The following is a 23,248-nucleotide window of genomic DNA, read 5'->3' on the forward strand; positions in this document are numbered from 1 at the left end:
AGCCTCACAGGAACATCAGGAAATAGAGCAGGAAAATGTTAACGATTAACAGTAGCACACCGGTTGGAATCTGAGCTTTGATGACCGCGTTACGATCGGGCAACTCCAGCAGCGCCGCCGGGACAATATTGAAGTTGGCCGCCATCGGCGTCATCAGCGTGCCGCAGTAGCCGGAGAACATGCCAATCGCCGCCATCACTGCCGGATTTCCGCCGTGCTGCAGCACCAGAATCGGGATGCCAACGCCTGCGGTGATAATCGGAAACGCCGCAAAGGCGTTGCCCATGATCATGGTTAACAGGGCCATCCCCACGGCATAGACGGTGACCGCGATAAAGCGGTTATCCACCGCCAGCCAGGTTTCGGTCAGATGTGAAATGGCGCTGCCCACGCCCGCCGTGGTAAACAGCAGTCCCAGGGTGGCGAGGATCTGCGGCAGAATAAAGGCCCAGCCAATCGAATCCAGCAGACGACGGGTCTCCTGCATGGACTGCACCGGTTTTTCATGCGTCAGTTTTAACGCCACCAGCCAGCCAAGCACGCAGCCGAGCATCATTGAAAAGAGCGTCACCAGCGTGGCGTGGTTGCCGGGACCGAATACCGCTTCCTGCAGGCCGGGAATATTGTTAAACGCCAGCACACCGACCACGGTCACGACCGGAATGGCCAGCGCAGGCAGAAACAGTTTATTACGCAGACGCAGGGCGCTGGCCTGTTTCTCTTCATCGCTGCGCTGATGATAGCGACCCAGCCGGACACCCCCCAAACCGGCGATCAACGCCATCACCACCACAATGACACCGATGGTGATGTGCAGCATGCGGGTGCCCGCTGCATCCGAGCCCATCAGGCTGCTCATCATCTGCGTCGTCCAGTCACCCACCAGGAACACCAGTCCATATAATGCCCAGAAGAGTCCGGTGGTAAAACGGCGCGGGTTGGCGCTGTCACGCCAGGAGAGAATCGCGACCACCAGCAGGATAATGCCCGCCAGCCACATCAGATATTGTTGCTGGAACATTACTGACCTCCTTTGGCTTTCAGCGCCTGACTGTTGAGCTGCTGCAGCTCCCGCGCCAGCTGGCGATCCAGACGCACCAGACGCGCGGAATGGATCAGGAAGGCAGCCACGGCAGTGGGAATGCCCCATAAGGCGATGTGCAGCGGTTCGGTCTGAATCCCGGCTGACTCCTGCATAAAGTTGTGCATAAAGATAATCGCGCCAAATGCCACGAAGATATCCTCACCAAAGAACAGGCCGACGTTATCGGTCGCCGCTGACATGGCGCGCAGCTTATGACGCAGTTCAGGCGAGATCTCACCATAGCGGTTTTCAGTGGCGCCTTCTGCCATCGGTGCCAGCAGCGGACGCACCATCTGCGGATGTCCGCCGAGACTGGTTAACCCCAGCGCCGCCGTGATTTCACGCACAAACAGATAGACGATCAGCAGACGTCCGGCGGTGGCGGTTTTGATCTGAGCAATCCACGCCTGCGCCCTCTCCTTCAACCCGTGACGCTCCAGCAGGCCAATGACCGCCAGTGGCAGCAGCAGAATCAGCGGCAGGTTACGGGTGTTAAGAAAACCCGCGCCGAGCTTTTCCAGAATGTCAGCCAGCGGCATCATCGCGGCCAGACCCGTCACAAATCCGGCGACAATCACCACCAGCACCGGATTGAAACGTAATACGAAGCCGACGACGATCGCGGCAATACCCAGTAACGGCCAGAGATTCACTGCACTTTCCATAGATTCCCCCAGAGTTAAAAAAACCCGGCATAAGCCGGGCTAAGTGTGGTTGTTCAGGCGCTGGTGACATGAATCTGCTGAGCGGCAAACGCATCACGTAACCGCTGTGCAAACTGCAGGGCGTGCGCGCCGTCGCCATGTAAGCAGACGGTCTGTGCATTCACCGCCACCCATTCTCCGCTGATACTTTTAACTTTGCCCTGCTGTACCATCGTCAGCGTCTGATCGATAGCCTGCTGCTCATCTTCGATCAGCGCGCCCGGCTGGCTGCGCGGCACCAGCGCACCGCTGCTGAGATAGCCACGGTCGGCAAACACCTCTTCCCGCGTACGTAGGCCATAATGCGCCGCCGCACGGATTGACTCGCTATTGGCCAGTCCTGCCACGATCAGCTGGCTGTCGACCGCCCTGATGGCGCGGGCGATGGCGTCCGCCAGCACCGGGTCAGCCGCGGCCTGGTTATAGAGCATGCCGTGCGGTTTCACGTGAACCAGCCGCGCGCCTTCGCTTTCCGCCAGGCTTTTCAGCGCGCCAATCTGGTAGATCATCTGGGCATAGACCGTTTCCGGCGGCAGCTGCATGGCGCTGCGGCCAAAGTTTTCCCGATCGGGAAAGGCGGGATGCGCACCGATGGCGACGCCGGATGCCTGCGCCCAGCGCACCGACTGCAGCATGGTCTGCGCATCACCGGCGTGAAAGCCACAGGCGATATTGGCCGAACTCACCAGTTGCAGCAGCGCCTGATCGCTGGCGCAGCCCTCGCCCAGGTCGGCATTTAAATCAATGTTCATTGAGTCCCCACTTCATCTGGTCCAGGGCGCGTTGCTGATGCTGACGGGCCAGCATCGCTTCCGGCAGGGTGCAGTGAATAAAGTGAATCGGCTCACCCAGACGGATTTGCGCCAGGTGATAGAGATCGGCTTCGATAACCGAGGCGATGCGCGGATAGCCGCCCGTAGTCTGAGCATCCGCCATCAGCACAATCGGCTGACCGTTCGGCGGTACCTGGATCACACCCGGCATCACGCCGTGTGACAGCAGCTCGCGCGGTTTCTCACGCTTAAGCTCACGTCCCTCCAGCCGGTATCCCATCCGGTTACTTTGCGGACTGAGTTTCCATGACGTTCGCCAGAACGCCTGCTGCGCTTCAGGGCTGAACTCGTGATACTCCGGGCCAGGCAGAGCGCGAATGCGGTTGCCCCACAGCAGTTGCCGCACCCCGACTTTGCGATCGAACTGACGGGTCGGTTTACCCAGCGGGATCTGATCGCCATCCCGCAAGGCGCGCCCGTGAAACCCGCCAAACTTTGCTTTGAGGTCGGTGCTGGCAGAACCAAGTACCGCAGGGATGTCAAAACCGCCCTGCACCGCCAGATAGCTGCGCATACCGCGCTGCGGCATCGCCAGCGACAGGACCTGCCCACGCTTCACCGGCGTGCGCCAGCCTGTCCAGACCGGCTGACCGTCCAGCTCCGCATGGCAGCCTGCGCCGGTCAGCGCAAACCAGCCATCGCGGGTAAACTCCGCTTTGAACTGGCCAAGCACCATCTCCAGCACCGCGCTGTCAGGGTCATTGCCCACCAGCACGTTGGCGGTGATCATCGCGGGATGATCCAGCACACCACCGGGGCTGATGCCATACTGACGCCAGCCGTAGCGGCCCGCATCCTGAAGGGTGGCGGCCAGTCCGGCTCGCAGAATATTTAACATACGCCCTCCTGTTGCGGCACAAAGCGGACCCGGTCACCGGGACGGAGCAGCGTGGGCGGTTGCTGCAGCGGATCAAACAGCGCGGTACGCGTCTGGCCGATTAACTGCCAGCCACCGGGCGAGGCCAGCGGATAGACGCCGGTCTGACTGCCGCCGATGCCGACCGAACCGGCGGGCACCGCAACCCTGGGTTCCGCACGACGCGGAATGTGCAGGCGCGGATCCAGTCCGCCCAGATAGGGGAAGCCCGGCTGAAAGCCGATAAAAAACACCACATAGTCGTTGATGCTGTGCAGCTCAACCACCTGATGGGGCGTCATCGCGGCATGTTCCGCCACTACGCTCAGATCGGGGCCTGACTCGCCGCCGTAGATCACCGGGATCTCCACCAGACGCGACTCCGGCAACTGCGCCTCACTCTCTTCCCACCAGCGCTGAAGCCGCTCTATCGCGTCCAGCGGACTCTGCTGGGGATCCCGCAGGATCAGGGTGATGTTGTTCATGCCGGGAATCACCTCCAGCACGTCCGCGTAAGACTGCAGCCGCTGGTTCAGTCCCCAGATACGTTGCTGACTCTCCAGTGAGATCGGTGGTTCCAGCTCCAGCACGACAGCGCGTTCACCCAATAAATAACACCGTGCTCGTTGCAACAGCTACCTCCCGCCTGGTTAAGATCGCGCCTGACCGGAAACCCGGATCGGCCGATGGCTTATCTACATAAAGCAAATAGTTATGCGAAAGTGACGGGGATGTGTCAACAGATTTAGGTCCTGCGCAGGCGCGCAGGACCTGAGTGGGGATCAGGCAGGATTGGGAATATCGATGAAGGTCACATCAAGATCGTGGTGCTGTGCCAGCCACTCGCCCAGCGCTTTGACGCCGCCGCGCTCGGTCGCGTGATGACCTGCGGCAAAGAAATGCAGCCCCTGCTCGCGTGCGCTGTGAATGGTCTGTTCAGAGACTTCGCCGGTGATATAGGCATCGACGCCCGCGGCGGCGGCCTGGTCGATAAAGCCCTGTCCGCCGCCGCTGCACCAGGCGATGCGACGGATCAGTGCTGGCGCGTTGTCACCGCAATGCAGCGGTTCACGTCCCAGCCGATCGCCGATTCGGCGGGCCAGCGCTTCGCCTGAGATCGGCTCAGCCAGCTCACCCCAGAACACCAGCGGCATGACTTCGCCTCGCACCTCGATATCCAGCAGTTTCGCCAGCTGGGCGTTGTTACCTAATTCAGCATGCGCATCGAGCGGCAAATGCCAGCCGTAGAGATTAATATCGTTAGCCAGCAGGGTCCGCAGACGGCGGCGCTTCATGCCTTTAATGGCGGCCGGTTCACTTTTCCAGAAATAGCCATGATGGACGATAATCGCATCGGCCTGACGTGCCACCGCCTCATCCAGCAACGCCTGACAGGCCGTTACGCCGGTGATAATCGTTTTGACCTCGCTTCGTCCCTCAACCTGTAAACCGTTGGGGGCGTAATCGCTGAAGCTGTGGCTGTCGAGTTGCTGGTTGATCAGCGTCTCTAATTCGTAATGGTTCATTCAGGCTCCTTCACGGCCTCAGGCGGCGCTTTTGGCGCGCTCAAAGGCGTCTAATGTCTTTTTACGGGCTGCCTTATGATCCACGATTGGTGCCGGATAATCGAGTTTCTTATGATGCTTCTCCGCCCAGACATGGGGCTGGTGAATATCACTGTCAGGGACGTCGGCCAGTTCCGGCAGATAGTGACGGATAAAATCGCCCTTCTCATCGAAACGCTCGCCCTGGGTCGTCGGGTTGAAGATGCGGAAATAGGGAGCCGCGTCCGTGCCGGTTGATGCCGCCCACTGCCAGCCACCGTTATTGGCGGCCAGGTCCCCATCAATCAGCTGCTGCATGAAGTAGCGTTCGCCTTCGCGCCAGTCGATCAGCAGATCTTTGACCAGGAAGCTGGCGGTGATCATCCGTAAGCGGTTGTGCATCCAGCCCAGCGCCTTCATCTGACGCATCGCGGCATCGACAATCGGATAGCCGGTTTTACCCGCTTTCCAGGCCTCGAAATGTGCGTCGTTACGCTGCCACTCCACGTTACGCGTCCAGTCGATAAACGGCTGGTGCCGGCACAGCGCTGGATAAGCCACCAGCAGATGCCGGTAGAACTCACGCCAGATCAGCTCGTTCAGCCACGTGAACGCACGGCTGTTGTCCAGCGCATCGGGATGTTCATGCAGCACGCGATGCAGACACTGACGGGGCGACAGCACACCGGTCGCCAGATAGACCGACAGACGGCTGGTGGCATCCAGCGCCGGAAGGTCGCGCTTAGCGGGATAGTCGAGCACCGGTTTCGTGGCGAAATGGCGCAACCGCTTCAGCGCGGCCGCTTCGCCCGCCGGGAACAGCGCCTGATCAAAATCTTCGGTCGGATAGTCAAACGCAGGAATGGGGGTGGTTTTCAGCGGCGCACCGTCACGCGGTTTCGGTGCAGAGACGCACTCCGGCAACCCCTGCTGTAAGCGGCGGACAAAGGCTTTGCTGAACGGAGTGAATACTTTGTACATCGAGCGATCACCGCTCTGCACGCTGCCGGGCGGCAGCAACAGGCTGTCATCAAAGCCCTGGCAAATCACGCCCGCGTCATCAAGACGCTTTTCAGCTTCGGCATCGCGCTGACGCTCGTTAACTTCATACTGATAATTGTAGAAGAGCTGATCGACCTGTTGATCTGCGCAGAACTGCACCAGTGCATCAATACTGTCGCTGAAGGCATGACACGCCTGATAGTGCAGCTCAATGCCCCGCTCGGCCAGTGCACTCTGCACCTGTAAGAGACTGGCGTGGATAAACGCCGCCTGCTTCGGGGACATATCATGCTGCTGCCACTGCTCCGGTGTCGCAAGGTAGAGCGCAATCACTTTTGCCTCGCTGTCGCGGCAGGCGGCGTGCAGCGCCAGATTGTCGTTTATGCGTAAATCGTTACGCAGCCAGACCAGATGGGTGGTCATACTCCTCCTGAATTACTGTCCGTAACGTAAGCACAAGGCTTCGGGATAGGGATCGAAATAGCGTTGTTGTGCCAGCCACGGATGCGGGTACTCCGCCATGTAGTGCTTGAGAATGGTGATCGGCACCAGCAGCGGTTGTGTGCCCTGACGATAGCGGTCAATCAGGGTTGCCAGCTCCTGGCGCTGCGCTGAGCTGAGATGCGTGCGGAAGTAGCCCTGCACATGCATCAGCACATTGGTGTGATTGCGACGTGACGCGGGACGTGACATCAGTTCCATCATGCGATTGCGATATTCAAACGCAAAGGCGTCCAGTGATTCCCACTCGCTCATCGAGGCGACAAACGGGCCCAGTTCACGGTACTTCTCCTGCGAATGCGCCAGCATCATCAGTTTGTAGCGGCTGTGGAAGGCAATCAGCCCCTGACGGGTCAGGCCGTTTTCCCACATCTGATTAAATTCGTGCAGCGCGCAGATACGGCCAATAAAGTTCTCACGCAGGGCGGGATCGTGCAGGCGACCATCTTCTTCCAGCGGCAGCCAGGGCATCTCACGCTGCAGGAATTCAGCGAAAATGCCGGTGCCCACTTTGCGGTTGTTGTTGTTGTCAGGCTCGTAGACCCGCACACGCTCCATGCCGCAGCTGGGAGATTTGGCACACAGGATATAGCCACAGAGATGATGCAGCGATTTAACCCGCTCCGCAGACCAGTCACGCATCTGCGTGGTGACCTCATCTCCGCCATCTTTGCTGAAGCAGAGATGGACCTCATCATCGCCCTGCTTAACCAGCCGTAAAGCCGGGCGTGGCGTAGGCAGACCAATCGCCATTTCAGGACAGATGGGTTCAAAGTGGACAAAGGGAGTGAGATCGTCGGTCGCAAAAGTAAGACGCTTATGCCCACCATCAAATCTGACGCGGTCGCCGAGCAGGCATGCACTGATTCCAACGGGGATTTTTTTGCTCATACTTGTACAACCTCCGAAATCTTGTAGAGGTTTAAGTGTAGCGCAAAATGGTCAGGAAGAAAGGGTTAAAACGTAGTTCCGGTCCGCTTATTCTCAGAAAAAACGCAAAAAAAAGCCCGGTCGGTTGACCAGGCCTGTTTTGCAGCAGGGCAAATTACCAGAACGCGCCGCCACCGGCTTCAGACTGCGCCAGCCAGACCGGCTTTGCACTGGTCTTACACCAGACGCGGTGCAGATAGCTGTAGAAACGCGCCCGATCCTGTCGGAACAACATGACAGGCAGTGCCAGAACGCCGAGAAGAACCACCAGCGTACGGCGTGCGATAATTTTGTAACGTGGATAAGCCTGATACATGGTTTCTCCTCCCGGTAAATAACGTGTTCGAATGTGATCTGTGTCCAATTTTACGCCAGGTTGTGTAACTTTACTACTCATCTGACCACTTATTTGCCGCTATTTACACTGTTTAAGATTTAGCCTGTAATAAAGTTACAGATACGTTATCGTCCGGTTACGCGAGAGTTTAAACGCCCGAAAGGTGAAGCACGCGGACGCCAGCTTATAATATTGATAACATGGCATTTCGGCCCCCACTCAAGGCAGGTATTGCGTGACCACGGTTTTGATCGTTGAAGATGAAAAAGAGATCCGCCGCTTTGTCCGGCTGGCGCTGGAAAATGAAGAGCTGAAGGTGTTTGACGCCGATACGCTTCAGCGCGGACTGATTGAAGCAGCGACCCGCAAGCCCGACTTAGTGATCCTCGATCTTGGCCTGCCGGATGGAGATGGCACCGATTTTATCCGTGACCTGCGCCAGTGGAGCGCTATCCCGGTGATTGTGCTGTCGGCGCGCAGCGATGAGCAGGATAAGATCGCTGCGCTGGATGCAGGCGCCGATGACTATCTGACCAAACCCTTTGGCATTGGCGAACTGCTGGCGCGCGTGCGTGTGGCGCTGCGCCGTCATAGTGGTCAGCAGCCTGACGCCAGAATTCATTTTGCCGACGTCAGCGTTGATTTCACCGCACGGCGGGTACAGCGCGCGGGTAGCGAGATTCACCTCACTCCAATTGAGTTTCGTCTGTTGAGTATCCTGCTGAACAATGCAGGAAAGGTGCTGACGCAGCGGCAACTGCTGAGCCAGGTCTGGGGGCCTAATGCGGTGGAGCATAGCCATTATCTGCGCATCTACATGGGCCATCTGCGCCAGAAGCTGGAAGCAAATCCGACCCAACCAGCGCATCTGCTGACTGAAACCGGGATTGGCTATCGCTTTATGCCATAAAAAAAGGCGCCAGAGGCGCCTTTCATGACTGCAAACAAAATCAAATCAGAGTGAATCTGATGGCAACGAATAAACCTGAGGCGCAGGGAGCAGGGTCAGAGGAGGAAAGCGTCCCACGCCAGGGACAAAAACGCCGGGAGCGTTTTTGAACAACGCAACGCGTTGGCCCGTTTACGGGCGCACCTCATGGATGAGGTGCGTAATCGCGTGGGACGAGCGTGTCATGGATGACGGCTTTTGCGTCTTTCCGATCTGACCCTGTTTCCTGTGCTGGCTCGTTCCTGCAGCTAACTGGAATAGACTTTGTCAACAATCTAAAAGGCGCCAGAGGCGCCTTTTATCTACCCACCTTATCAGGCGTTTTTCAGCACTTCGCTGACAATCTCTACGGCTTCTTTCTCAATCTGCTCGCGGTGTTCTGCGCCCAGGAAGCTTTCACAGTAGATCTTGTAGGCGTCTTCGGTACCTGAAGGACGGGCAGCAAACCAGCCATTCTCCGTCATCACTTTCAGACCGCCGATTGACGCACCATTACCCGGTGCCGCAGTCAGACGCGCGGTGATCGGATCACCCGCCAGCGTATCTGCGCTGACCATTTCTGGTGACAGCTTCGACAGGGCAGCTTTCTGCGCTGAAGTGGCTGATGCCTGCAGACGGTTGTAGCTAGGTGCGCCAAAGCGCGCGGCCAGCTCGTCATAATGCTGCTGCGGGTTTTTACCGGTCACGGCGGTAATTTCAGCCGCCAGCAGACACATGATGATGCCATCTTTGTCCGTTGACCACGGCGTGCCATCGAAACGCAGGAATGAAGCACCCGCGCTCTCTTCGCCGCCGAAACCGAAGCTGCCGTCATACAGACCATCAACAAACCATTTGAAACCAACTGGCACTTCCACCAGCTTGCGACCAATGTCGTTGACCACACGGTCAATCATGGCGCTGGACACCAGGGTTTTACCCACGGCGACATCCTGGCCCCACTGTGGACGGTGCTGGAACAGATAGTTGATCGCGACCGCCAGATAGTGGTTCGGATTCATCAGACCCGCCGGGGTCACAATGCCGTGACGGTCATAATCCGGATCGTTACCGAACGCCAGATCGAACTTGTCACGGTAGGCCAGCAGGCCTGCCATTGCGCTTTCAGACGAGCAGTCCATGCGCACGACGCCATCTTTATCCAGATGCATAAAGCGGAAGGTCTGATCGACCGCGTCATTCACCAGCGTCAGATCCAGCTTGTAGTGCTCAGCAATACGCTGCCAGTAAGCAATACCGGAACCGCCCAGTGGATCAACACCCAGCTTCAGGCCGGCTTTCTGAATCGCCGGGAAGTCGATAATCTCTGCCAGACCTTCAACGTAAGGCTGGATCAAATCTTTCTCGACCACGTGACCGCTGGCCATCGCCTGTTCCAGTGGCAGACGCTTAACCTCTTTCAGCCCATCTTTGATCAGCTGATTGGCGCGATCTTCCACCACTTTGGTGACGTTGGTATCAGCCGGTCCACCATTAGGTGGGTTGTACTTGATGCCGCCATCTTCCGGTGGGTTGTGCGAAGGTGTGATGACGATGCCGTCAGCCAGCGGGCCACCCGCTTTGTTATGCTCAAGAATCGCGTTCGAGATGGCAGGGGTCGGCGTATAGCCATTGTCCTGCTGCACAATCACATCAACGCCGTTCGCTGCCAGCACTTCCAGCACCGACAGGATCGCCGGTTCTGACAGCGCATGGGTGTCTTTACCGACGTAGCAAGGCCCGGTGATGCCGTTCTTTTTACGCTCTTCGGCAATGGCCTGCGCGATCGCCAGAATGTGCATCTCGTTAAAGCTCTGACGCCCTGCACTGCCGCGATGGCCAGAGGTGCCAAATTTCACCGCATGTTCCGGGTTCGCCACATCGGGCTGCAGGACATAATATTGTGACGTTAATTGTGCAACGTTAATCAAATCGCTCTGCTGGGCGGGTTGCCCGGCACGTGGGTGATTGGCCATTGGCGCTGCTCCCTGACGCTTAAGTTTTAAATGGTGCCGCAAACTTTCTCGGTCAGTTCCGCAGGGAACTGCATCGAGAGCATGATGTGTTCGACCATGCTGCATTTGCGACCAGTATTGGTGTTGGTGATCACCCAGTACGGGGTGCCGGGCACATGCTTCGGCTTAGTATGGGTGCCATTCTGCAACAGCGTATGCTCATCACCTGCAAAATAGACGCGGGTGCGGCCCTGCAGCGATGCAGTAGCCTCAGCAAAGGCTGCGGTATCAAGACGATAGAGCGTTGACAAGATAAGCATAAAGCGATTCACCGCCCGCTTCTGCTCCGCATATTCATCGGAAAGCAGCAGCTCACGCACCGCGCGGACACGATCCTGCGGGCGCGAACCCACAGAGGCCTGGGACTCTTTCGCTGCCTCTTTTGACGCTGGCTGCGCAGGCGAAGCGGGTGCAGTCTGACCGGCCGTGAACTTCAGCATACGACGCAGAATGTCGGATGCGCTTTCACCAATGTGTTGCGTGTGGCTGGCAATATAACGGTAGAGCTCTTCGTCAACTTCGATCGTTTTCATCTTATTCCGTACGGTTCTTTCTCATGACAGAACCACCTGTTTCCTGAAAAGCTCTGAGTATAGTCAGGCAATTCAAAGGGTGTGTGGGTTCTAACATCAGGATTATAAAGTTAAATTCAGGCGGGTTGTTAGCAATCAAACGGTTTACGGGCAAAAGTCAGAATATGTCCTAATGCCGCCGGAACCGGCGCGCCTGAAAAGGTGAAACCATGATAACCTAAGCACAGGTCTCAAACTTAAGAACTTTGCTATGATTTTGAACGCCCGTCTGCAAACTGAACAATCCCCTGCTGATTCCCTGCCCATCCTGTTAATCCACGGCCTGTTTGGCAGTCTGGATAACCTTGGCGTGCTGGCACGTGGCCTGAAAGATGCCGGTCCTCTGCTGCAGGTTGATGTCCGCAACCACGGACTCTCACCACGATCTGACGAGATGAACTACGCTGTAATGGCGCAGGATATGGTCGATACGCTGGATGCACACGGCATCGATCGCGTCGCGGTGATCGGCCACTCGATGGGCGGTAAGATCGCCATGACCATGAGCGCGCTGGTGCCGGACCGCATTGAGCGGCTGGTGATGATCGATATCGCCCCGGTGGACTACCAGACCCGCCGCCACGATCAGATATTTGCCGGTATTCGTGCCGTCACCGATGCGGGTGTCACATCCCGCAGTGAAGCGGCCCGCATTATGCGCACGGTGATTGAAGAAGAAGGGGTAATCCAGTTCCTGCTGAAGTCGTTTCAGGAGGGCGAGTGGCGCTTTAACGTGCCGGTGCTGTGGGATAACTACACCACGATTTCCGGCTGGCAGCCGGTGCCGGCCTGGGATCACCCGGCGCTGTTTATCCGCGGCGGCGACTCCAGCTATCTGGATAATCGCTACCGCGATGCGTTGCTGCAGCAGTTTCCGGGCGCGCAGGCCCATGTAATCGGCGGCGCGGGACACTGGGTTCATGCAGAGAAACCCGATGCCGTTTTGCGCAGTGTTCGTCGCTTTTTTGCGCTTTAAAAGCAATCAGATGGCGGCAAAGGTTTAGGATTGGCGTCGGGAGTACGCGTGAAGTATGATGGCGCGCTAAAATTTTGCCGCGGGTCAGTTTTGCTGCGGCAATAGCCAATAATTTATAATCTGCGCGGTGAGTGTCTGGCGCCCGCCCCCATTCAGTTTTACTAAGCCATGGCAAAAGAACAGACTGACCGCACGACGCTCGATCTCTTTGCTGATGAGCGTCGCCCTGGTCGACCCAAAACCAGTCCGCTTTCGCGTGATGAACAGCTGCGCATCAACAAGCGCAATCAGCTTAAACGTGACAAAGGACGCGGGCTTCGTCGTGTCGAACTGAAAATGAACAGTGAAGCCGTCGATGCACTCAACACGCTGGCAGAACAGCGTAATCTCAGCCGCAGCGAACTGATTGAACAGATGCTGCTGGCGCAGCTCAAACTGGATTGATGCGGGCAAATCGCACGCAGGAGCAAATGTCGGGGCTTTAACCGTTCACCGGTTTTCCCTCGTCTGCTATTATTCGCTGAATTGTGCTGCGGCACACATCTCATCATCAGGATTTAAGAGGTTATTTTACTCATGGCACTCGTAGGCATCTTCTTTGGCAGCGATACCGGCAATACCGAAAACATTGCAAAAATGATCCAGAAACAGCTGGGTACTGACGTTGCAGAAGTGCATGACATCGCGAAAAGCACAAAAGAAGATCTGGAAGCGTTTGATATCCTGCTGCTGGGCATTCCGACCTGGTACTACGGCGAAGCGCAGTGCGACTGGGATGACTTTTTCCCGACGCTGGAAGAGATCGATTTCAATGGCAAGCTGGTTGCGCTGTTTGGCTGTGGCGACCAGGAAGATTACGCAGAGTACTTCTGTGATGCGATGGGCACCATCCGTGACATCATTGAACCACACGGTGCGGTGATTGTCGGCCACTGGCCAACGGAAGGCTACCACTTCGAAGCCTCAAAAGGCCTGGCCGATGATACCCACTTCCTGGGTCTGGCCATTGACGAAGATCGTCAGCCTGAACTGACTAACCAGCGTGTAGAACAGTGGGTTAAGCAGATCTTTGATGAACTGCAGCTGAAAGAGATCATCGAAGCCTGATTCTGTCCGACTCAATGTGAGCGCCAGCTCACATTGAGGCAATGGAAATTCCTATAGAAATAATAGCCACATTTTTTTAACTTTCTCCGTTTAATCTGTAGAATACCCGCATCGATCTTCCGCGTATTTTCTCAGCGGCAAGACTAAGCGATGTACAAACAGACATCTGCCAGAATCCTCCCCGGCCCGGTGACCTCTCCCCAATAGCCCATGATGATTCAGGCACGCCCTCTGGTTTTCATTTCATCGCTTCAGTTCTATAATGAGACGCAAATGAGAATGAGTGAAGATCGACATTCAAGGCGAAAAGCCACAAAAGTGAATATTAGTAACAGGACAAAATCCGCATGACTGACAACAACACCGCATTAAAGAAGGCTGGCCTGAAAGTGACACTGCCCAGACTGAAAATTCTGGAAGTGCTTCAGGAACCTGAGTGCCATCACGTCAGTGCGGAAGATTTGTACAAACGCCTGATTGATATCGGCGAAGAGATTGGCCTGGCGACCGTTTACCGCGTTCTGAACCAGTTTGATGACGCCGGTATTGTCACCCGCCACAATTTTGAAGGCGGCAAATCTGTCTTCGAACTGACGCAGCAGCATCACCACGATCACCTGATCTGCCTGGATTGCGGCAAGGTTATTGAGTTCAGCGATGAGTCGATCGAAACGCGCCAGCGTGAAATCGCGACCCGCCATGGCATCAAGCTGACCAACCACAGCCTCTATCTTTATGGACACTGCACACTGGGCGATTGCCGGGAAAACGAAACCCTGCACGACCAGTAACGCGGCCTGAAATAAAAAAACCGGTGAATTCACCGGTTTTTTTTTCGTCTGTGTTCTGCCGTTACGCGTCAGGCGACCAGCGTCTCCTGCAGATAACGCCAGCGCGGAATAGAGCTGCTGCAGTCCAGAATCGCCAGCGAGATGCGGCTATGGTTGTTGCCATTCATCATCTGCATTTCGCGATACTGCACGGTGATCTCTTTATCATGATGAGAGAGGATCACATGTTCGCAGGTAGCAATGCGCATCCCTTCCCGTTGCCCCTGCAACTGTCGGAAAAGATCTTCAACTTCGTTCAGATTGTACTCTTTGCCCTTCGGGGTCACCATGCGGAAGTCAGGATGAAAATAGGACATCAGCAGCTCAAAACTGTCGTCAGATCCGGCAGGCTGATTAAAAATACGTTCAATGAGCTGATGTAAAACGACAACACTGTTTCTGGCTTCCTGGGCGAGAACGGTCATTTTTTTTCCTTATTTAACCCGCTTTGCTACCTCTGAGAGCGCATAGCCTACCTGAAAGCGGATAATTCACATCTGTAAATTGATTAATTTTTTTAAACTCAGATTACTCTCACAATGCGGGATTTAACAGGTTGCAGTTAGTACAGAACAAACGTCGGCAATGATAAAAATCGGGGCAATAAAAAAGGGCGATAAATCGCCCTTTTGTCATTTTATGAGGTCAGCCGCAAAAAAAATTATTCGCCGGTTTTCGTCCATGTATCACGAAGACCGACGGTGCGGTTAAACACCAGCTGCGACGGCTTAGAGTAAACGCTGTCGGCGCAGAAATAACCTTCACGCTCGAACTGGAACGGTGAAGTTGCTTCCACATCGCGCAGGCCCGGCTCGACAAAGCCCTGTTTGATCACCAGAGACTCAGGGTTAATCACCGCCAGGAAGTCCTCTGCCGCGCCCGGATTTGGCACGCTGAACAGACGATCATACAGACGGAATTCAGCAGGCTGCGCGTGATCGGCAGAAACCCAGTGAATGACCCCTTTCACCTTGCGACCATCCGCTGGATCTTTGCTCAGCGTATCAACATCGCTGGTGCAATAGATGCAGGTAATGTTGCCCGCTTCATCTTTAGCGACACGCTCAGCACGAATCACATAGGCGTTACGCAGGCGAACTTCTTTGCCCAGCACCAGACGCTTGTATTGCTTGTTCGCCTCTTCACGGAAATCTGCGCGATCGATCCAGATCTCACGGCTGAACGGCACTTCACGCGTACCCATATCAGGTTTGCCCGGATGATTTGGCATGGTGATGATTTCGCTGTGGCCAGCTGGCAGGTTTTCGATGACCACTTTAAGCGGATCCAGCACCGCCATGGCGCGTGGCGCATTCTCATTCAGATCATCACGGATACAGGACTCCAGCGAGGCCATTTCCACAATGTTATCCTGCCTGGTCACGCCAATGCGGCGGCAGAACTCACGGATAGACGCGGCGGTGTAACCACGACGACGCAGACCTGAAACGGTCAGCATGCGCGGATCGTCCCAGCCTTCTACGTGCTTCTCGGTCACCAGCTGAGTGAGTTTGCGTTTCGACATCACCGCATACTCCAGATTCAGACGCGAGAATTCATACTGACGCGGATGAACCGGAATGGTGATGTTGTCCAGTACCCAGTCATAGAGACGGCGGTTGTCCTGGAACTCCAGCGTACACAGCGAATGCGTAATGCCTTCCAGCGCATCGGAGATGCAGTGGGTAAAGTCATACATCGGGTAGATGCACCACTTGTTGCCCGTCTGGTGGTGTTCCGCGAACTTGATGCGGTAAAGCACCGGATCGCGCATCACGATGAAATTAGAGGCCATGTCGATTTTAGCGCGCAGACAGGCCGTGCCTTCCGCAAACTCACCGTTACGCATCTTCTCAAACAGCGCCAGATTCTCTTCCACGCTGCGATCGCGATAAGGACTGTTCTTACCTGGCTCTTTCAGGGTACCGCGATATTCGCGAATCTGATCCGGACTCAGTTCATCAACGTAAGCCAGACCTTTGGAAATCAGCTCGATGGCATAGTGATAAAGCTGATCAAAATAGTTTGATGAGTAACAGACCTCACCGCTCCACTCAAAACCCAGCCACTGGACGTCACGCTTGATGGATTCAACGAATTCCAGATCCTCTTTAACCGGATTGGTATCGTCGAAACGCAGGTTGCATTGCCCCTGATAATCCTGGGCGATGCCAAAATTCAGACAGATCGATTTCGCATGACCAATATGCAGATAGCCATTGGGCTCTGGCGGGAAACGGGTATGCACGCTGCTGTGCTTACCGCTCGCCAAATCTTCGTCAATGATCTGACGAATAAAGTTAGTTGGGCGGGCTTCAGCCTCACTCATCTCAAAAATCCTCAATACGAATAACAGGTGATATGTACCACGAAGTAACGGAGTATGATCCACAAAGCGTCTGAGGGAAACAACCGTTTGTTAAGCCTTTAAAACAAAAAAGGCAGGAATCGCTTCCTGCCTATGGGGTTCTGTTGCGGGGATTAGCCTTTCACTTCATACAGCGGGGTTTCACCTGCCACCACCTGACCGCGAGCCAGTAACGTCAGCCCGGCGAAATCATCGCTGTTGCTGACCACCACCGGACTCACCATCGAGCGGGCATTCGCATTCAGGAATTCAAGGTCCATCTCCAGCACAGGCTGACCGGCGACCACTGTGGCCCCCTCTTCAACCAGGCGGGTAAAGCCTTTACCTTCCAGCGCCACGGTATCCAGCCCCATGTGCACCACAATCTCTACGCCATTCTCCGTTTCCAGACAGAAGGCGTGATTGGTGTTGAAGATTTTCACCAGCGTACCGGCAATCGGTGCCACTACCCATTTATCGCTGGGTTTGATCGCCAGACCGTCACCGACCGCTTTGCTGGCAAAGGCTTCGTCCGGTACCTCATCCAGCGCGACCACTTCGCCCGTTACCGGTGCCAGCAGGGTCGCGATCACACGCTTCTCGCTGTTCAGTACTGCCTGCGGTTTCACGTCCTGCTGAACCGGCTCAGCGGGTGCACTGCTGGTGGCGGCCGCTGCGACCGGACCTTTGGTCAGCACTTTTTTCATCGCCGAGGCGATGCTTTCTGCCTGGGTTCCCACGATGATCTGCACGCTCTGTTTGTTAAGACGGATGACGCCAGACGCGCCGAGACGCTTCGCCACACCTTCATTAACCTGAGCGGAATCATTTACGTTAAGACGCAGACGGGTAATACAGGCATCAATGCTGGTTAAGTTCGCTGAACCCCCTACTGCACCAATATAACGGCGCGCCAGCGATTCCGTGGCCGTTTCACCATTATCTGTTTTATCCACGTTGACGTCATAGCCATCACTTTCATCACCGGCAACCGCCAGCTCACGGCCCGGCGTCATCAGGTTGAATTTTTTGATCGTGAAGCGGAACACCACGTAGTAGATAACGAAGAAGACCAGGCCCTGCGGAATCAGCATGTACCAGTGTGTTGCCAGCGGGTTACGGGTCGACAGCACCATATCCACCAGCCCGGCGCTGAAACCAAATCCGGCAATCCAGTGCATGCTGGCCGCGATGAAGACAGAGAGACCGGTCAGCACGGCGTGGATCAGATAGAGCACCGGTGCCACGAACATGAAGGAGAACTCCAGCGGTTCGGTGATGCCGGTAAAGAAGGCAGCAAACGCAGCGGCCAGCATGATACTCCCGACTTTGACGCGGTTCTCAGGGCGCGCACAGTGGTAAATAGCCAGCGCTGCACCCGGCAGACCAAACATCATGATCGGGAAGAAGCCCGCCTGATAACGGCCGGTAATACCTACGGTTGCGGTTCCGTCAGCCAGGGACTGCGCACCGCCAAGGAATTTAGGAATGTCATTAATGCCTGCAACGTCAAACCAGAACACGGAGTTCAGGGCGTGATGCAGACCGACCGGAATCAGCAGACGGTTGAAGAAGGCGTAGATACCGGCACCAACAGAGCCGAGTTTCTGGATATGTTCACCGAAGTTGACCAGCCCGTTAAAGATAACCGGCCAGATATACATCAGGATAAAGGCGACCAGGATCATCAGGAACGAGACGAGAATCGGCACCAGCCGCCGTCCGCTGAAGAAGGAAAGTGCTTTCGGCAGCTCGACGTGACTGAAGCGGTTATAGACCTCCGCCGACAGGATACCGACCAGGATACCGACAAACTGGTTATTAATTTTGCCAAACGCCACTGGCACCTGCGCCAATGGAATTTTCTGAATCATCGCCACCGCGGCCGGTGAGCAGAGCGTGGTGACGACCAGGAATCCGACGAAGCCGGTCAGGGCTGCGGCACCATCTTTATCTTTCGACATGCCATAGGCGACACCAATCGCAAACAGCACCGACATGTTTTCGATGATGGCAGAACCGGACTTGATCAGTAACGCAGCCAGCGCATTACCGGCACCCCAGCTGTCAGGATCGATCCAGTAGCCAACCCCCATCAATATTGCTGCTGCTGGCAGGGTTGCTACCGGCACCATCAGTGCGCGCCCCACCTTTTGTAAGTAACCTAACATATCCCCTTCCCCCTATGAGCCTGACTTGTCGCTTTGCGCCGCTTAATGTTGTTATGTCAGCTGCAAAGATCGTTAATACACTTCATATCACGCAGCGAAGTGTAATGATAAATTAATTCGCCTCGCAAATTAAAACCAGTGTAACTGTGATTTTTATCACTAAAAAACATCGTTTCATACGGCAACATCTGGCTATGACCTCAAACTTATTTTATGATCCGAAATATTGAATTACGCTCCGCCCGTGGCGAGAATACGTTATCTGCTCAGGCTGATGACTAACGCAACGGTTTAGCGATCCCCTTTCCATTTTCAAATGAGGTGAAACATGAGACTGATTCCATTAGCGACGCCAACCCAGGTAGGTAAATGGGCCGCCCGACATATTGTTAACCGCATCAATGCGTTTAACCCGACGGCGGACAGACCGTTTGTTCTGGGTCTGCCTACCGGCGGCACGCCACTGGAGGCGTACAAACACCTGATTGATATGCACAAAGCGGGCCAGGTCAGTTTTAAACATGTCGTGACCTTTAATATGGACGAATATGTTGGCCTGCCAAAAGAGCATCCTGAAAGCTATCACAGCTTCATGTATCGCAACTTCTTCGATCACGTTGATATTCAACCGGAAAATATCAATCTGCTGAATGGTAATGCGCCCGATATTGACGCAGAATGTCGTCAGTACGAAGAGAAAATTCGCGCACTGGGTAAAATTCACCTGTTTATGGGCGGTGTCGGCAACGACGGTCATATTGCCTTTAACGAACCGGCTTCATCACTGGCTTCACGTACCCGTATTAAAACCCTGACCCATGACACCCGCGTGGCGAACTCGCGCTTCTTTAACGGGGATGTTGATCAGGTGCCTAAATATGCCCTGACGGTCGGCGTCGGCACGCTGCTGGATGCAGAAGAAGTAATGATTCTGGTTACCGGCCATGTTAAAGCGCAGGCACTGCAGGCGGCGGTTGAAGGCAACGTGAATCATATGTGGACCATCAGCTGCCTGCAGCTGCATGCGAAATCGGTCGTGGTCTGTGATGAGCCAGCCACAATGGAACTGAAAGTGAAAACCGTGAAATATTTCCGCGAAATGGAAGCGGAAAATATGAAAGGCGTGTAACAGAACAGTGCCCTGCTGTTACGCTGAGTGACAGCAGGTCAGGACGGGAGAAAAAAGATGTACGCATTAGTTAACGGTCGAATCTACAGCGGCCATGAGGTTCTGGATAATTACGCCGTCGTGGTGGCTGACGGGCATATTGCGCGCGTCTGCCCGCAGGAATCGCTCCCGGCCGATATTGAGCAGCGCGATATGGCGGGTGCGATTATTGCGCCCGGCTTTATCGATCTTCAGCTCAACGGCTGCGGGGGTGTGCAGTTCAATGACAGCCTTGAGGCGCTCAGCATTGAGACGCTGGAAACGATGCAGCGTGCCAATGAAAAGTCTGGCTGCACCAGCTTTTTACCGACGCTGATCACCAGTAGCGACGCCCTGATGAAGCGGGCGATTGAAACCATGCGCGCTTATCTGCAGAAGCATCCGCATCAGGCGCTGGGTCTGCATCTGGAAGGACCCTGGCTGAACAAGACGAAAAAAGGCACCCACGATCCGGCGCTGATTCGTCTGCCAGAGCCTGCGATGGTGCAGTATCTCTGTGACAACGCCGACGTCATCACCAAGGTCACCCTGGCACCGGAAAACGCAGGCAGCGACGTCATTCGTCAGTTAACTGATGCCGGCATCATTGTTTCCGCAGGTCACTCGAATGCGACCTATGAAGAGGCGAAAGCGGGTTTCTCTGCTGGCGTGAGTTTCGCGACCCATCTCTACAACGCCATGCCGGCGTTTGCCGGACGTGAACCGGGGCTTATCGGTGCGCTGTTTGATTCGCCTGATGTATACTGCGGCATTATTGCGGATGGTTTACATGTACATTACGCTAACGTTCGCAATGCAAAACGCATCAAAGGCGACAAACTGGTACTGGTAACGGATGCCACTGCACCCGCTGGCGCTGACATTAGCGAGTTTATTTTTGCAGGTAAAACAATCTATTATCGTGACGGGCTCTGTGTTGATGAAAACGGCACATTAAGTGGTTCTGCCCTGACGATGATTGAAGCGGTACAAAACAGCGTCGAGCATGTGGGTATCGCACTGGACGAAGCGTTACGCATGGCATCACTCTACCCGGCACGGGCGATGGGCGTGGAAAGACAGTTGGGCTCGATCGAAGCAGGAAAAATCGCGAACCTGACTGTGTTTACGCGCGACTTTAAAATCATTAAGACGTTTGTCAACGGAGACGACGTCCTGAGCGAGTAAGCACTGAATGACCACTGGCGGCCAGTCACAAATAGGAAATGTCGATCTTGTTAAGCAACTCAATAGTGCAGCGGTTTACCGGCTGATCGATCAACAGGGGCCGATATCGCGCATTCAGATTGCCGAACTCAGCCAGCTCGCCCCCGCCAGCGTCACCAAAATTACCCGCCAGTTGATTGAGCGCGGCCTGATCAAAGAGGTAGACCAGCAGGCGTCTACCGGTGGTCGCCGCGCCATCTCGATTATCACTGAAACCCGCCATTTCCATACCATCGGGGTCCGCCTCGGCCGCAACGATGCCACGCTGACGCTGTTCGACCTCAGCGGTAAGTCGCTGGCGCAGGAAGATTATGCGCTGCCGGAACGCACTCAGGAGACGCTGGAACATGCGCTGTTTAACGCCATCAGCGGCTTCATTGAGCAGCACCAGCGTAAAATCCGCGAGCTGATCGCGATTTCTGTCATTCTGCCAGGGCTGGTCGATCCGATTAATGGCGTGATCCGTTATATGCCGCATATCTCTGTCAGCCACTGGCCGCTCGTCGCCAGCCTGAAAAAACGTTTCAACGTCACCAGTTTTGTCGGCCACGATATTCGCAGCCTGGCGCTGGCCGAGCACTACTTCGGTGCAAGCCGCGACTGTGCTGACTCGATCCTGGTGCGTTTACACCGTGGTACCGGCGCCGGCATTATTGCTAACGGCCATATTTTTCTGGGCAGCAACGGCAACGTCGGCGAGATCGGCCATATCCAGGTCGACCCGCTTGGCGAGCGTTGTCACTGCGGCAACTTTGGCTGCCTGGAAACCATTGCCGCCAACGGTGCCATTGAGAATCGGGTGCGACATCTGCTGAGTCAGGGCCACCCCAGCACGCTGACCCTGGATGCCTGTCAGATATCCCACATCTGCAAAGCGGCCAATCACGGTGATGCCCTGGCCTGCGAAGTGGTCGAGCACGTGGGTCGTTATCTCGGTAAAGCGATTGCGATTGCGATCAACCTGTTTAATCCCCAAAAAGTGGTGCTGGCGGGTGAGATCACAGAGGCAGAAAAAGTGCTGCTGCCCGCGATTGAGGGCTGCATCAATACCCAGGCCTTAGAAGCCTTCCGTAAAAATCTGCCGGTGGTGCGTTCTACGCTGGATCATCGTTCTGCGATTGGCGCGTTTGCGCTCGCTAAACGTGCCATGCTTAACGGCATTCTGCTGCAACATCTTCTGGAAGACTAAGCTAACCCGCTGCTGTGGCGGGCCACATCGGATCTGACTATGACCATTAAAAGCGTAATTTGTGATATCGATGGCGTGCTGATGCACGACAACACGGCCGTTCCCGGCGCACAGGAGTTTTTACAGCGCATTCTGGCCAAAGAGATGCCGCTGGTGGTGCTGACGAACTATCCCTCGCAGACCGAGCAGGATCTGGCTAACCGTTTTGCTTCGGCTGGCGTAGAAGTTCCTGAATCGGTTTTCTATACCTCCGCTATGGCCACAGCCGACTTCCTGCGCCGTCAGGAAGGCAAAAAAGCGTATGTGATTGGCGAAGGCGCACTGATTCATGAACTCTATAAAGCGGGCTTTACCATTACCGATGTGAATCCCGATTTCGTGATTGTCGGAGAAACGCGCTCGTTTAACTGGGACATGATGCATAAAGCGGCCTTCTTCGTGGCTAACGGCGCCCGCTTTATTGCCACTAACCCGGATACGCATGCGCGTGGTTTTATTCCCGCCTGTGGTGCGCTCTGTGCAGGTATTGAAAAGATCTCTGGCCGTCGTCCGTTTGTGGTCGGCAAACCCAGCCCCTACATCATGCGCGCCGCGCTGAACAAAATGCAGGCCCACTCAGAAGAGACGGTGATTGTCGGTGACAACCTGCGTACCGATATTCTGGCTGGTTTTCAGGCGGGTCTGGAAACGGTACTGGTGCTGTCCGGCGTCTCAACGCTAAGTGATATTGATGCCATGCCGTTCCGTCCGGACTGGATCTACCCTTCAGTTGCCGATATTGACCTGTTCTGATTCATTTCTCTTATGACGCATCCGGCTAATCTGTGATGCGTCCCCCTTTTTTGCACAACCCTTTCCTTTTTACTGCCTGATTTTTGCTCAAAAAAGCCATTCCATTGCCGATCCAACAACAGAACAACGTTTAAATTATCGTTTATTCAATTTTAT

General features: G+C 55.3%; 23 protein-coding genes. 9 read left to right on the plus strand and 14 right to left on the minus strand.

Annotation, left to right across the window (positions count from 1 at the left end; translation table 11 throughout):
• Nucleotides 1-4 precede the first annotated feature (4 nt).
• From PU624_RS17245 to PU624_RS17285, 9 genes are all read right to left on the minus strand, one after another.
• Nucleotides 5-1,021, minus strand: coding sequence for a DUF979 domain-containing protein (locus PU624_RS17245; RefSeq protein ID WP_283545966.1), 1,017 nt, complete (start codon nucleotides 1,019-1,021; stop codon nucleotides 5-7).
• On the minus strand, nucleotides 1,021-1,749 hold the full coding sequence (locus PU624_RS17250; protein ID WP_090962971.1) for a DUF969 domain-containing protein: 729 nt from the start codon (nucleotides 1,747-1,749) through the stop codon (nucleotides 1,021-1,023). Before PU624_RS17250 ends, PU624_RS17245 begins: the two co-directional genes overlap by 1 nt.
• 53 nt (nucleotides 1,750-1,802) lie before the next feature.
• On the minus strand, nucleotides 1,803-2,540 hold the full coding sequence (gene pxpA, locus PU624_RS17255; RefSeq protein ID WP_283545967.1) for a 5-oxoprolinase subunit PxpA: 738 nt from the start codon (nucleotides 2,538-2,540) through the stop codon (nucleotides 1,803-1,805).
• Nucleotides 2,530-3,459, minus strand: coding sequence for a 5-oxoprolinase subunit PxpC (gene pxpC, locus PU624_RS17260; protein WP_283545968.1), 930 nt, complete (start codon nucleotides 3,457-3,459; stop codon nucleotides 2,530-2,532). The genes pxpA and pxpC overlap by 11 nt, the downstream gene beginning before the upstream one ends.
• Nucleotides 3,453-4,109: a 5-oxoprolinase subunit PxpB gene (pxpB, locus tag PU624_RS17265; protein WP_283545969.1), complete on the minus strand. Its 657-nt coding sequence runs from the start codon at nucleotides 4,107-4,109 to the stop codon at nucleotides 3,453-3,455. Before pxpB ends, pxpC begins: the two co-directional genes overlap by 7 nt.
• 150 nt (nucleotides 4,110-4,259) lie before the next feature.
• Nucleotides 4,260-5,003 (minus strand): type 2 GTP cyclohydrolase I, encoded by a 744-nt coding sequence (locus tag PU624_RS17270; RefSeq protein ID WP_283545970.1) that lies wholly within the window; start codon nucleotides 5,001-5,003, stop codon nucleotides 4,260-4,262.
• 18 nt (nucleotides 5,004-5,021) lie between these two features.
• A complete protein-coding gene (phrB, locus tag PU624_RS17275; protein ID WP_283545971.1) occupies nucleotides 5,022-6,446 on the minus strand; it encodes a deoxyribodipyrimidine photo-lyase in 1,425 nt (474 codons plus the stop codon).
• Nucleotides 6,447-6,458: 12 nt separating this feature from the next.
• Nucleotides 6,459-7,415, minus strand: coding sequence for a YbgA family protein (locus tag PU624_RS17280; RefSeq protein WP_283545972.1), 957 nt, complete (start codon nucleotides 7,413-7,415; stop codon nucleotides 6,459-6,461).
• A gap of 154 nt (nucleotides 7,416-7,569) precedes the next feature.
• Complete coding sequence (locus PU624_RS17285; protein ID WP_090962986.1) at nucleotides 7,570-7,770, minus strand: DUF2517 family protein; 201 nt, start codon at nucleotides 7,768-7,770, stop codon at nucleotides 7,570-7,572.
• A gap of 256 nt (nucleotides 7,771-8,026) precedes the next feature.
• On the opposite strand from PU624_RS17285, the gene kdpE reads away from it, so the two are divergent.
• The gene (gene kdpE / locus PU624_RS17290; RefSeq protein ID WP_283545973.1) at nucleotides 8,027-8,701 is read left to right on the plus strand and encodes a two-component system response regulator KdpE; all 675 of its coding nucleotides are present in this window, start codon (nucleotides 8,027-8,029) and stop codon (nucleotides 8,699-8,701) included.
• 353 nt (nucleotides 8,702-9,054) lie between these two features.
• On the opposite strand, the gene pgm is transcribed toward kdpE, so the two are convergent.
• Nucleotides 9,055-10,695, minus strand: coding sequence for a phosphoglucomutase (alpha-D-glucose-1,6-bisphosphate-dependent) (gene pgm / locus PU624_RS17295; protein ID WP_008925011.1), 1,641 nt, complete (start codon nucleotides 10,693-10,695; stop codon nucleotides 9,055-9,057).
• A 26-nt stretch (nucleotides 10,696-10,721) separates the two neighbouring features.
• A complete protein-coding gene (gene seqA, locus PU624_RS17300) occupies nucleotides 10,722-11,267 on the minus strand; it encodes a replication initiation negative regulator SeqA (RefSeq protein ID WP_008925010.1) in 546 nt (181 codons plus the stop codon).
• Nucleotides 11,268-11,517: 250 nt separating this feature from the next.
• Between seqA and ybfF the strand changes: the two genes are divergently transcribed.
• The 4 genes from ybfF (at nucleotide 11,518) to fur (ending at nucleotide 14,180) form a co-directional block, all read left to right on the plus strand.
• Nucleotides 11,518-12,282 (plus strand): esterase, encoded by a 765-nt coding sequence (ybfF, locus tag PU624_RS17305; protein WP_283545974.1) that lies wholly within the window; start codon nucleotides 11,518-11,520, stop codon nucleotides 12,280-12,282.
• A gap of 168 nt (nucleotides 12,283-12,450) precedes the next feature.
• Nucleotides 12,451-12,726, plus strand: a complete 276-nt coding sequence (gene ybfE / locus PU624_RS17310) for a LexA regulated protein (RefSeq protein ID WP_003852811.1) — start codon at nucleotides 12,451-12,453, stop codon at nucleotides 12,724-12,726.
• A gap of 132 nt (nucleotides 12,727-12,858) precedes the next feature.
• A complete protein-coding gene (fldA, locus tag PU624_RS17315; protein WP_090962998.1) occupies nucleotides 12,859-13,389 on the plus strand; it encodes a flavodoxin FldA in 531 nt (176 codons plus the stop codon).
• Nucleotides 13,390-13,736: 347 nt separating this feature from the next.
• Complete coding sequence (gene fur / locus PU624_RS17320) at nucleotides 13,737-14,180, plus strand: ferric iron uptake transcriptional regulator (protein WP_003852805.1); 444 nt, start codon at nucleotides 13,737-13,739, stop codon at nucleotides 14,178-14,180.
• Nucleotides 14,181-14,248: 68 nt separating this feature from the next.
• Here the strand turns inward: fur and PU624_RS17325 are convergent, their stop codons facing one another.
• The 3 genes from PU624_RS17325 to nagE form a co-directional block, all read right to left on the minus strand.
• Nucleotides 14,249-14,644, minus strand: coding sequence for a hypothetical protein (locus PU624_RS17325; RefSeq protein ID WP_090963002.1), 396 nt, complete (start codon nucleotides 14,642-14,644; stop codon nucleotides 14,249-14,251).
• Between the two features lie 236 nt (nucleotides 14,645-14,880).
• The gene (gene glnS, locus PU624_RS17330) at nucleotides 14,881-16,548 is read right to left on the minus strand and encodes a glutamine--tRNA ligase (RefSeq protein ID WP_283545975.1); all 1,668 of its coding nucleotides are present in this window, start codon (nucleotides 16,546-16,548) and stop codon (nucleotides 14,881-14,883) included.
• 152 nt (nucleotides 16,549-16,700) lie between these two features.
• Nucleotides 16,701-18,737: an N-acetylglucosamine-specific PTS transporter subunit IIBC gene (nagE, locus tag PU624_RS17335; RefSeq protein ID WP_283545976.1), complete on the minus strand. Its 2,037-nt coding sequence runs from the start codon at nucleotides 18,735-18,737 to the stop codon at nucleotides 16,701-16,703.
• A 328-nt stretch (nucleotides 18,738-19,065) separates the two neighbouring features.
• Between nagE and nagB the strand changes: the two genes are divergently transcribed.
• Genes nagB through PU624_RS17355 form a run of 4 tightly spaced genes read left to right on the plus strand, consistent with a single transcriptional unit; the run spans nucleotide 19,066 to nucleotide 23,092 of the window.
• Nucleotides 19,066-19,866, plus strand: a complete 801-nt coding sequence (gene nagB / locus PU624_RS17340) for a glucosamine-6-phosphate deaminase (RefSeq protein ID WP_013357120.1) — start codon at nucleotides 19,066-19,068, stop codon at nucleotides 19,864-19,866.
• A 57-nt stretch (nucleotides 19,867-19,923) separates the two neighbouring features.
• On the plus strand, nucleotides 19,924-21,072 hold the full coding sequence (gene nagA / locus PU624_RS17345) for an N-acetylglucosamine-6-phosphate deacetylase (RefSeq protein WP_283545977.1): 1,149 nt from the start codon (nucleotides 19,924-19,926) through the stop codon (nucleotides 21,070-21,072).
• A 7-nt stretch (nucleotides 21,073-21,079) separates the two neighbouring features.
• Complete coding sequence (gene nagC, locus PU624_RS17350) at nucleotides 21,080-22,300, plus strand: DNA-binding transcriptional regulator NagC (RefSeq protein WP_283545978.1); 1,221 nt, start codon at nucleotides 21,080-21,082, stop codon at nucleotides 22,298-22,300.
• 39 nt (nucleotides 22,301-22,339) lie between these two features.
• Complete coding sequence (locus PU624_RS17355) at nucleotides 22,340-23,092, plus strand: HAD-IIA family hydrolase (RefSeq protein WP_090963012.1); 753 nt, start codon at nucleotides 22,340-22,342, stop codon at nucleotides 23,090-23,092.
• Nucleotides 23,093-23,248: the final 156 nt, after the last annotated feature.

The organism is Pantoea sp. Lij88 (assembly GCF_030062155.1).
Taxonomy (GTDB): Bacteria; Pseudomonadota; Gammaproteobacteria; order Enterobacterales; family Enterobacteriaceae; genus Pantoea.

Excerpts from the sequence above, each read along its gene's own strand:
- PU624_RS17245 (WP_283545966.1), bottom strand. The coding sequence starts at position 1,021 with ATGTTCCAGCAACAATATCTGATGTGGCTGGCGGGCATTATCCTGCTG.
- PU624_RS17250 (WP_090962971.1), bottom strand. The coding sequence starts at position 1,749 with ATGGAAAGTGCAGTGAATCTCTGGCCGTTACTGGGTATTGCCGCGATC.
- pxpA (WP_283545967.1), bottom strand. The coding sequence starts at position 2,540 with ATGAACATTGATTTAAATGCCGACCTGGGCGAGGGCTGCGCCAGCGAT.
- pxpC (WP_283545968.1), bottom strand. The coding sequence starts at position 3,459 with ATGTTAAATATTCTGCGAGCCGGACTGGCCGCCACCCTTCAGGATGCG.
- PU624_RS17270 (WP_283545970.1), bottom strand. The coding sequence starts at position 5,003 with ATGAACCATTACGAATTAGAGACGCTGATCAACCAGCAACTCGACAGC.
- phrB (WP_283545971.1), bottom strand. The coding sequence starts at position 6,446 with ATGACCACCCATCTGGTCTGGCTGCGTAACGATTTACGCATAAACGAC.
- PU624_RS17280 (WP_283545972.1), bottom strand. The coding sequence starts at position 7,415 with ATGAGCAAAAAAATCCCCGTTGGAATCAGTGCATGCCTGCTCGGCGAC.
- PU624_RS17285 (WP_090962986.1), bottom strand. The coding sequence starts at position 7,770 with ATGTATCAGGCTTATCCACGTTACAAAATTATCGCACGCCGTACGCTG.
- pgm (WP_008925011.1), bottom strand. The coding sequence starts at position 10,695 with ATGGCCAATCACCCACGTGCCGGGCAACCCGCCCAGCAGAGCGATTTG.
- seqA (WP_008925010.1), bottom strand. The coding sequence starts at position 11,267 with ATGAAAACGATCGAAGTTGACGAAGAGCTCTACCGTTATATTGCCAGC.
- ybfF (WP_283545974.1), top strand. The coding sequence starts at position 11,518 with ATGATTTTGAACGCCCGTCTGCAAACTGAACAATCCCCTGCTGATTCC.
- ybfE (WP_003852811.1), top strand. The coding sequence starts at position 12,451 with ATGGCAAAAGAACAGACTGACCGCACGACGCTCGATCTCTTTGCTGAT.
- fldA (WP_090962998.1), top strand. The coding sequence starts at position 12,859 with ATGGCACTCGTAGGCATCTTCTTTGGCAGCGATACCGGCAATACCGAA.
- fur (WP_003852805.1), top strand. The coding sequence starts at position 13,737 with ATGACTGACAACAACACCGCATTAAAGAAGGCTGGCCTGAAAGTGACA.
- PU624_RS17325 (WP_090963002.1), bottom strand. The coding sequence starts at position 14,644 with ATGACCGTTCTCGCCCAGGAAGCCAGAAACAGTGTTGTCGTTTTACAT.
- glnS (WP_283545975.1), bottom strand. The coding sequence starts at position 16,548 with ATGAGTGAGGCTGAAGCCCGCCCAACTAACTTTATTCGTCAGATCATT.
- nagE (WP_283545976.1), bottom strand. The coding sequence starts at position 18,737 with ATGTTAGGTTACTTACAAAAGGTGGGGCGCGCACTGATGGTGCCGGTA.
- nagB (WP_013357120.1), top strand. The coding sequence starts at position 19,066 with ATGAGACTGATTCCATTAGCGACGCCAACCCAGGTAGGTAAATGGGCC.
- nagA (WP_283545977.1), top strand. The coding sequence starts at position 19,924 with ATGTACGCATTAGTTAACGGTCGAATCTACAGCGGCCATGAGGTTCTG.
- nagC (WP_283545978.1), top strand. The coding sequence starts at position 21,080 with ATGACCACTGGCGGCCAGTCACAAATAGGAAATGTCGATCTTGTTAAG.
- PU624_RS17355 (WP_090963012.1), top strand. The coding sequence starts at position 22,340 with ATGACCATTAAAAGCGTAATTTGTGATATCGATGGCGTGCTGATGCAC.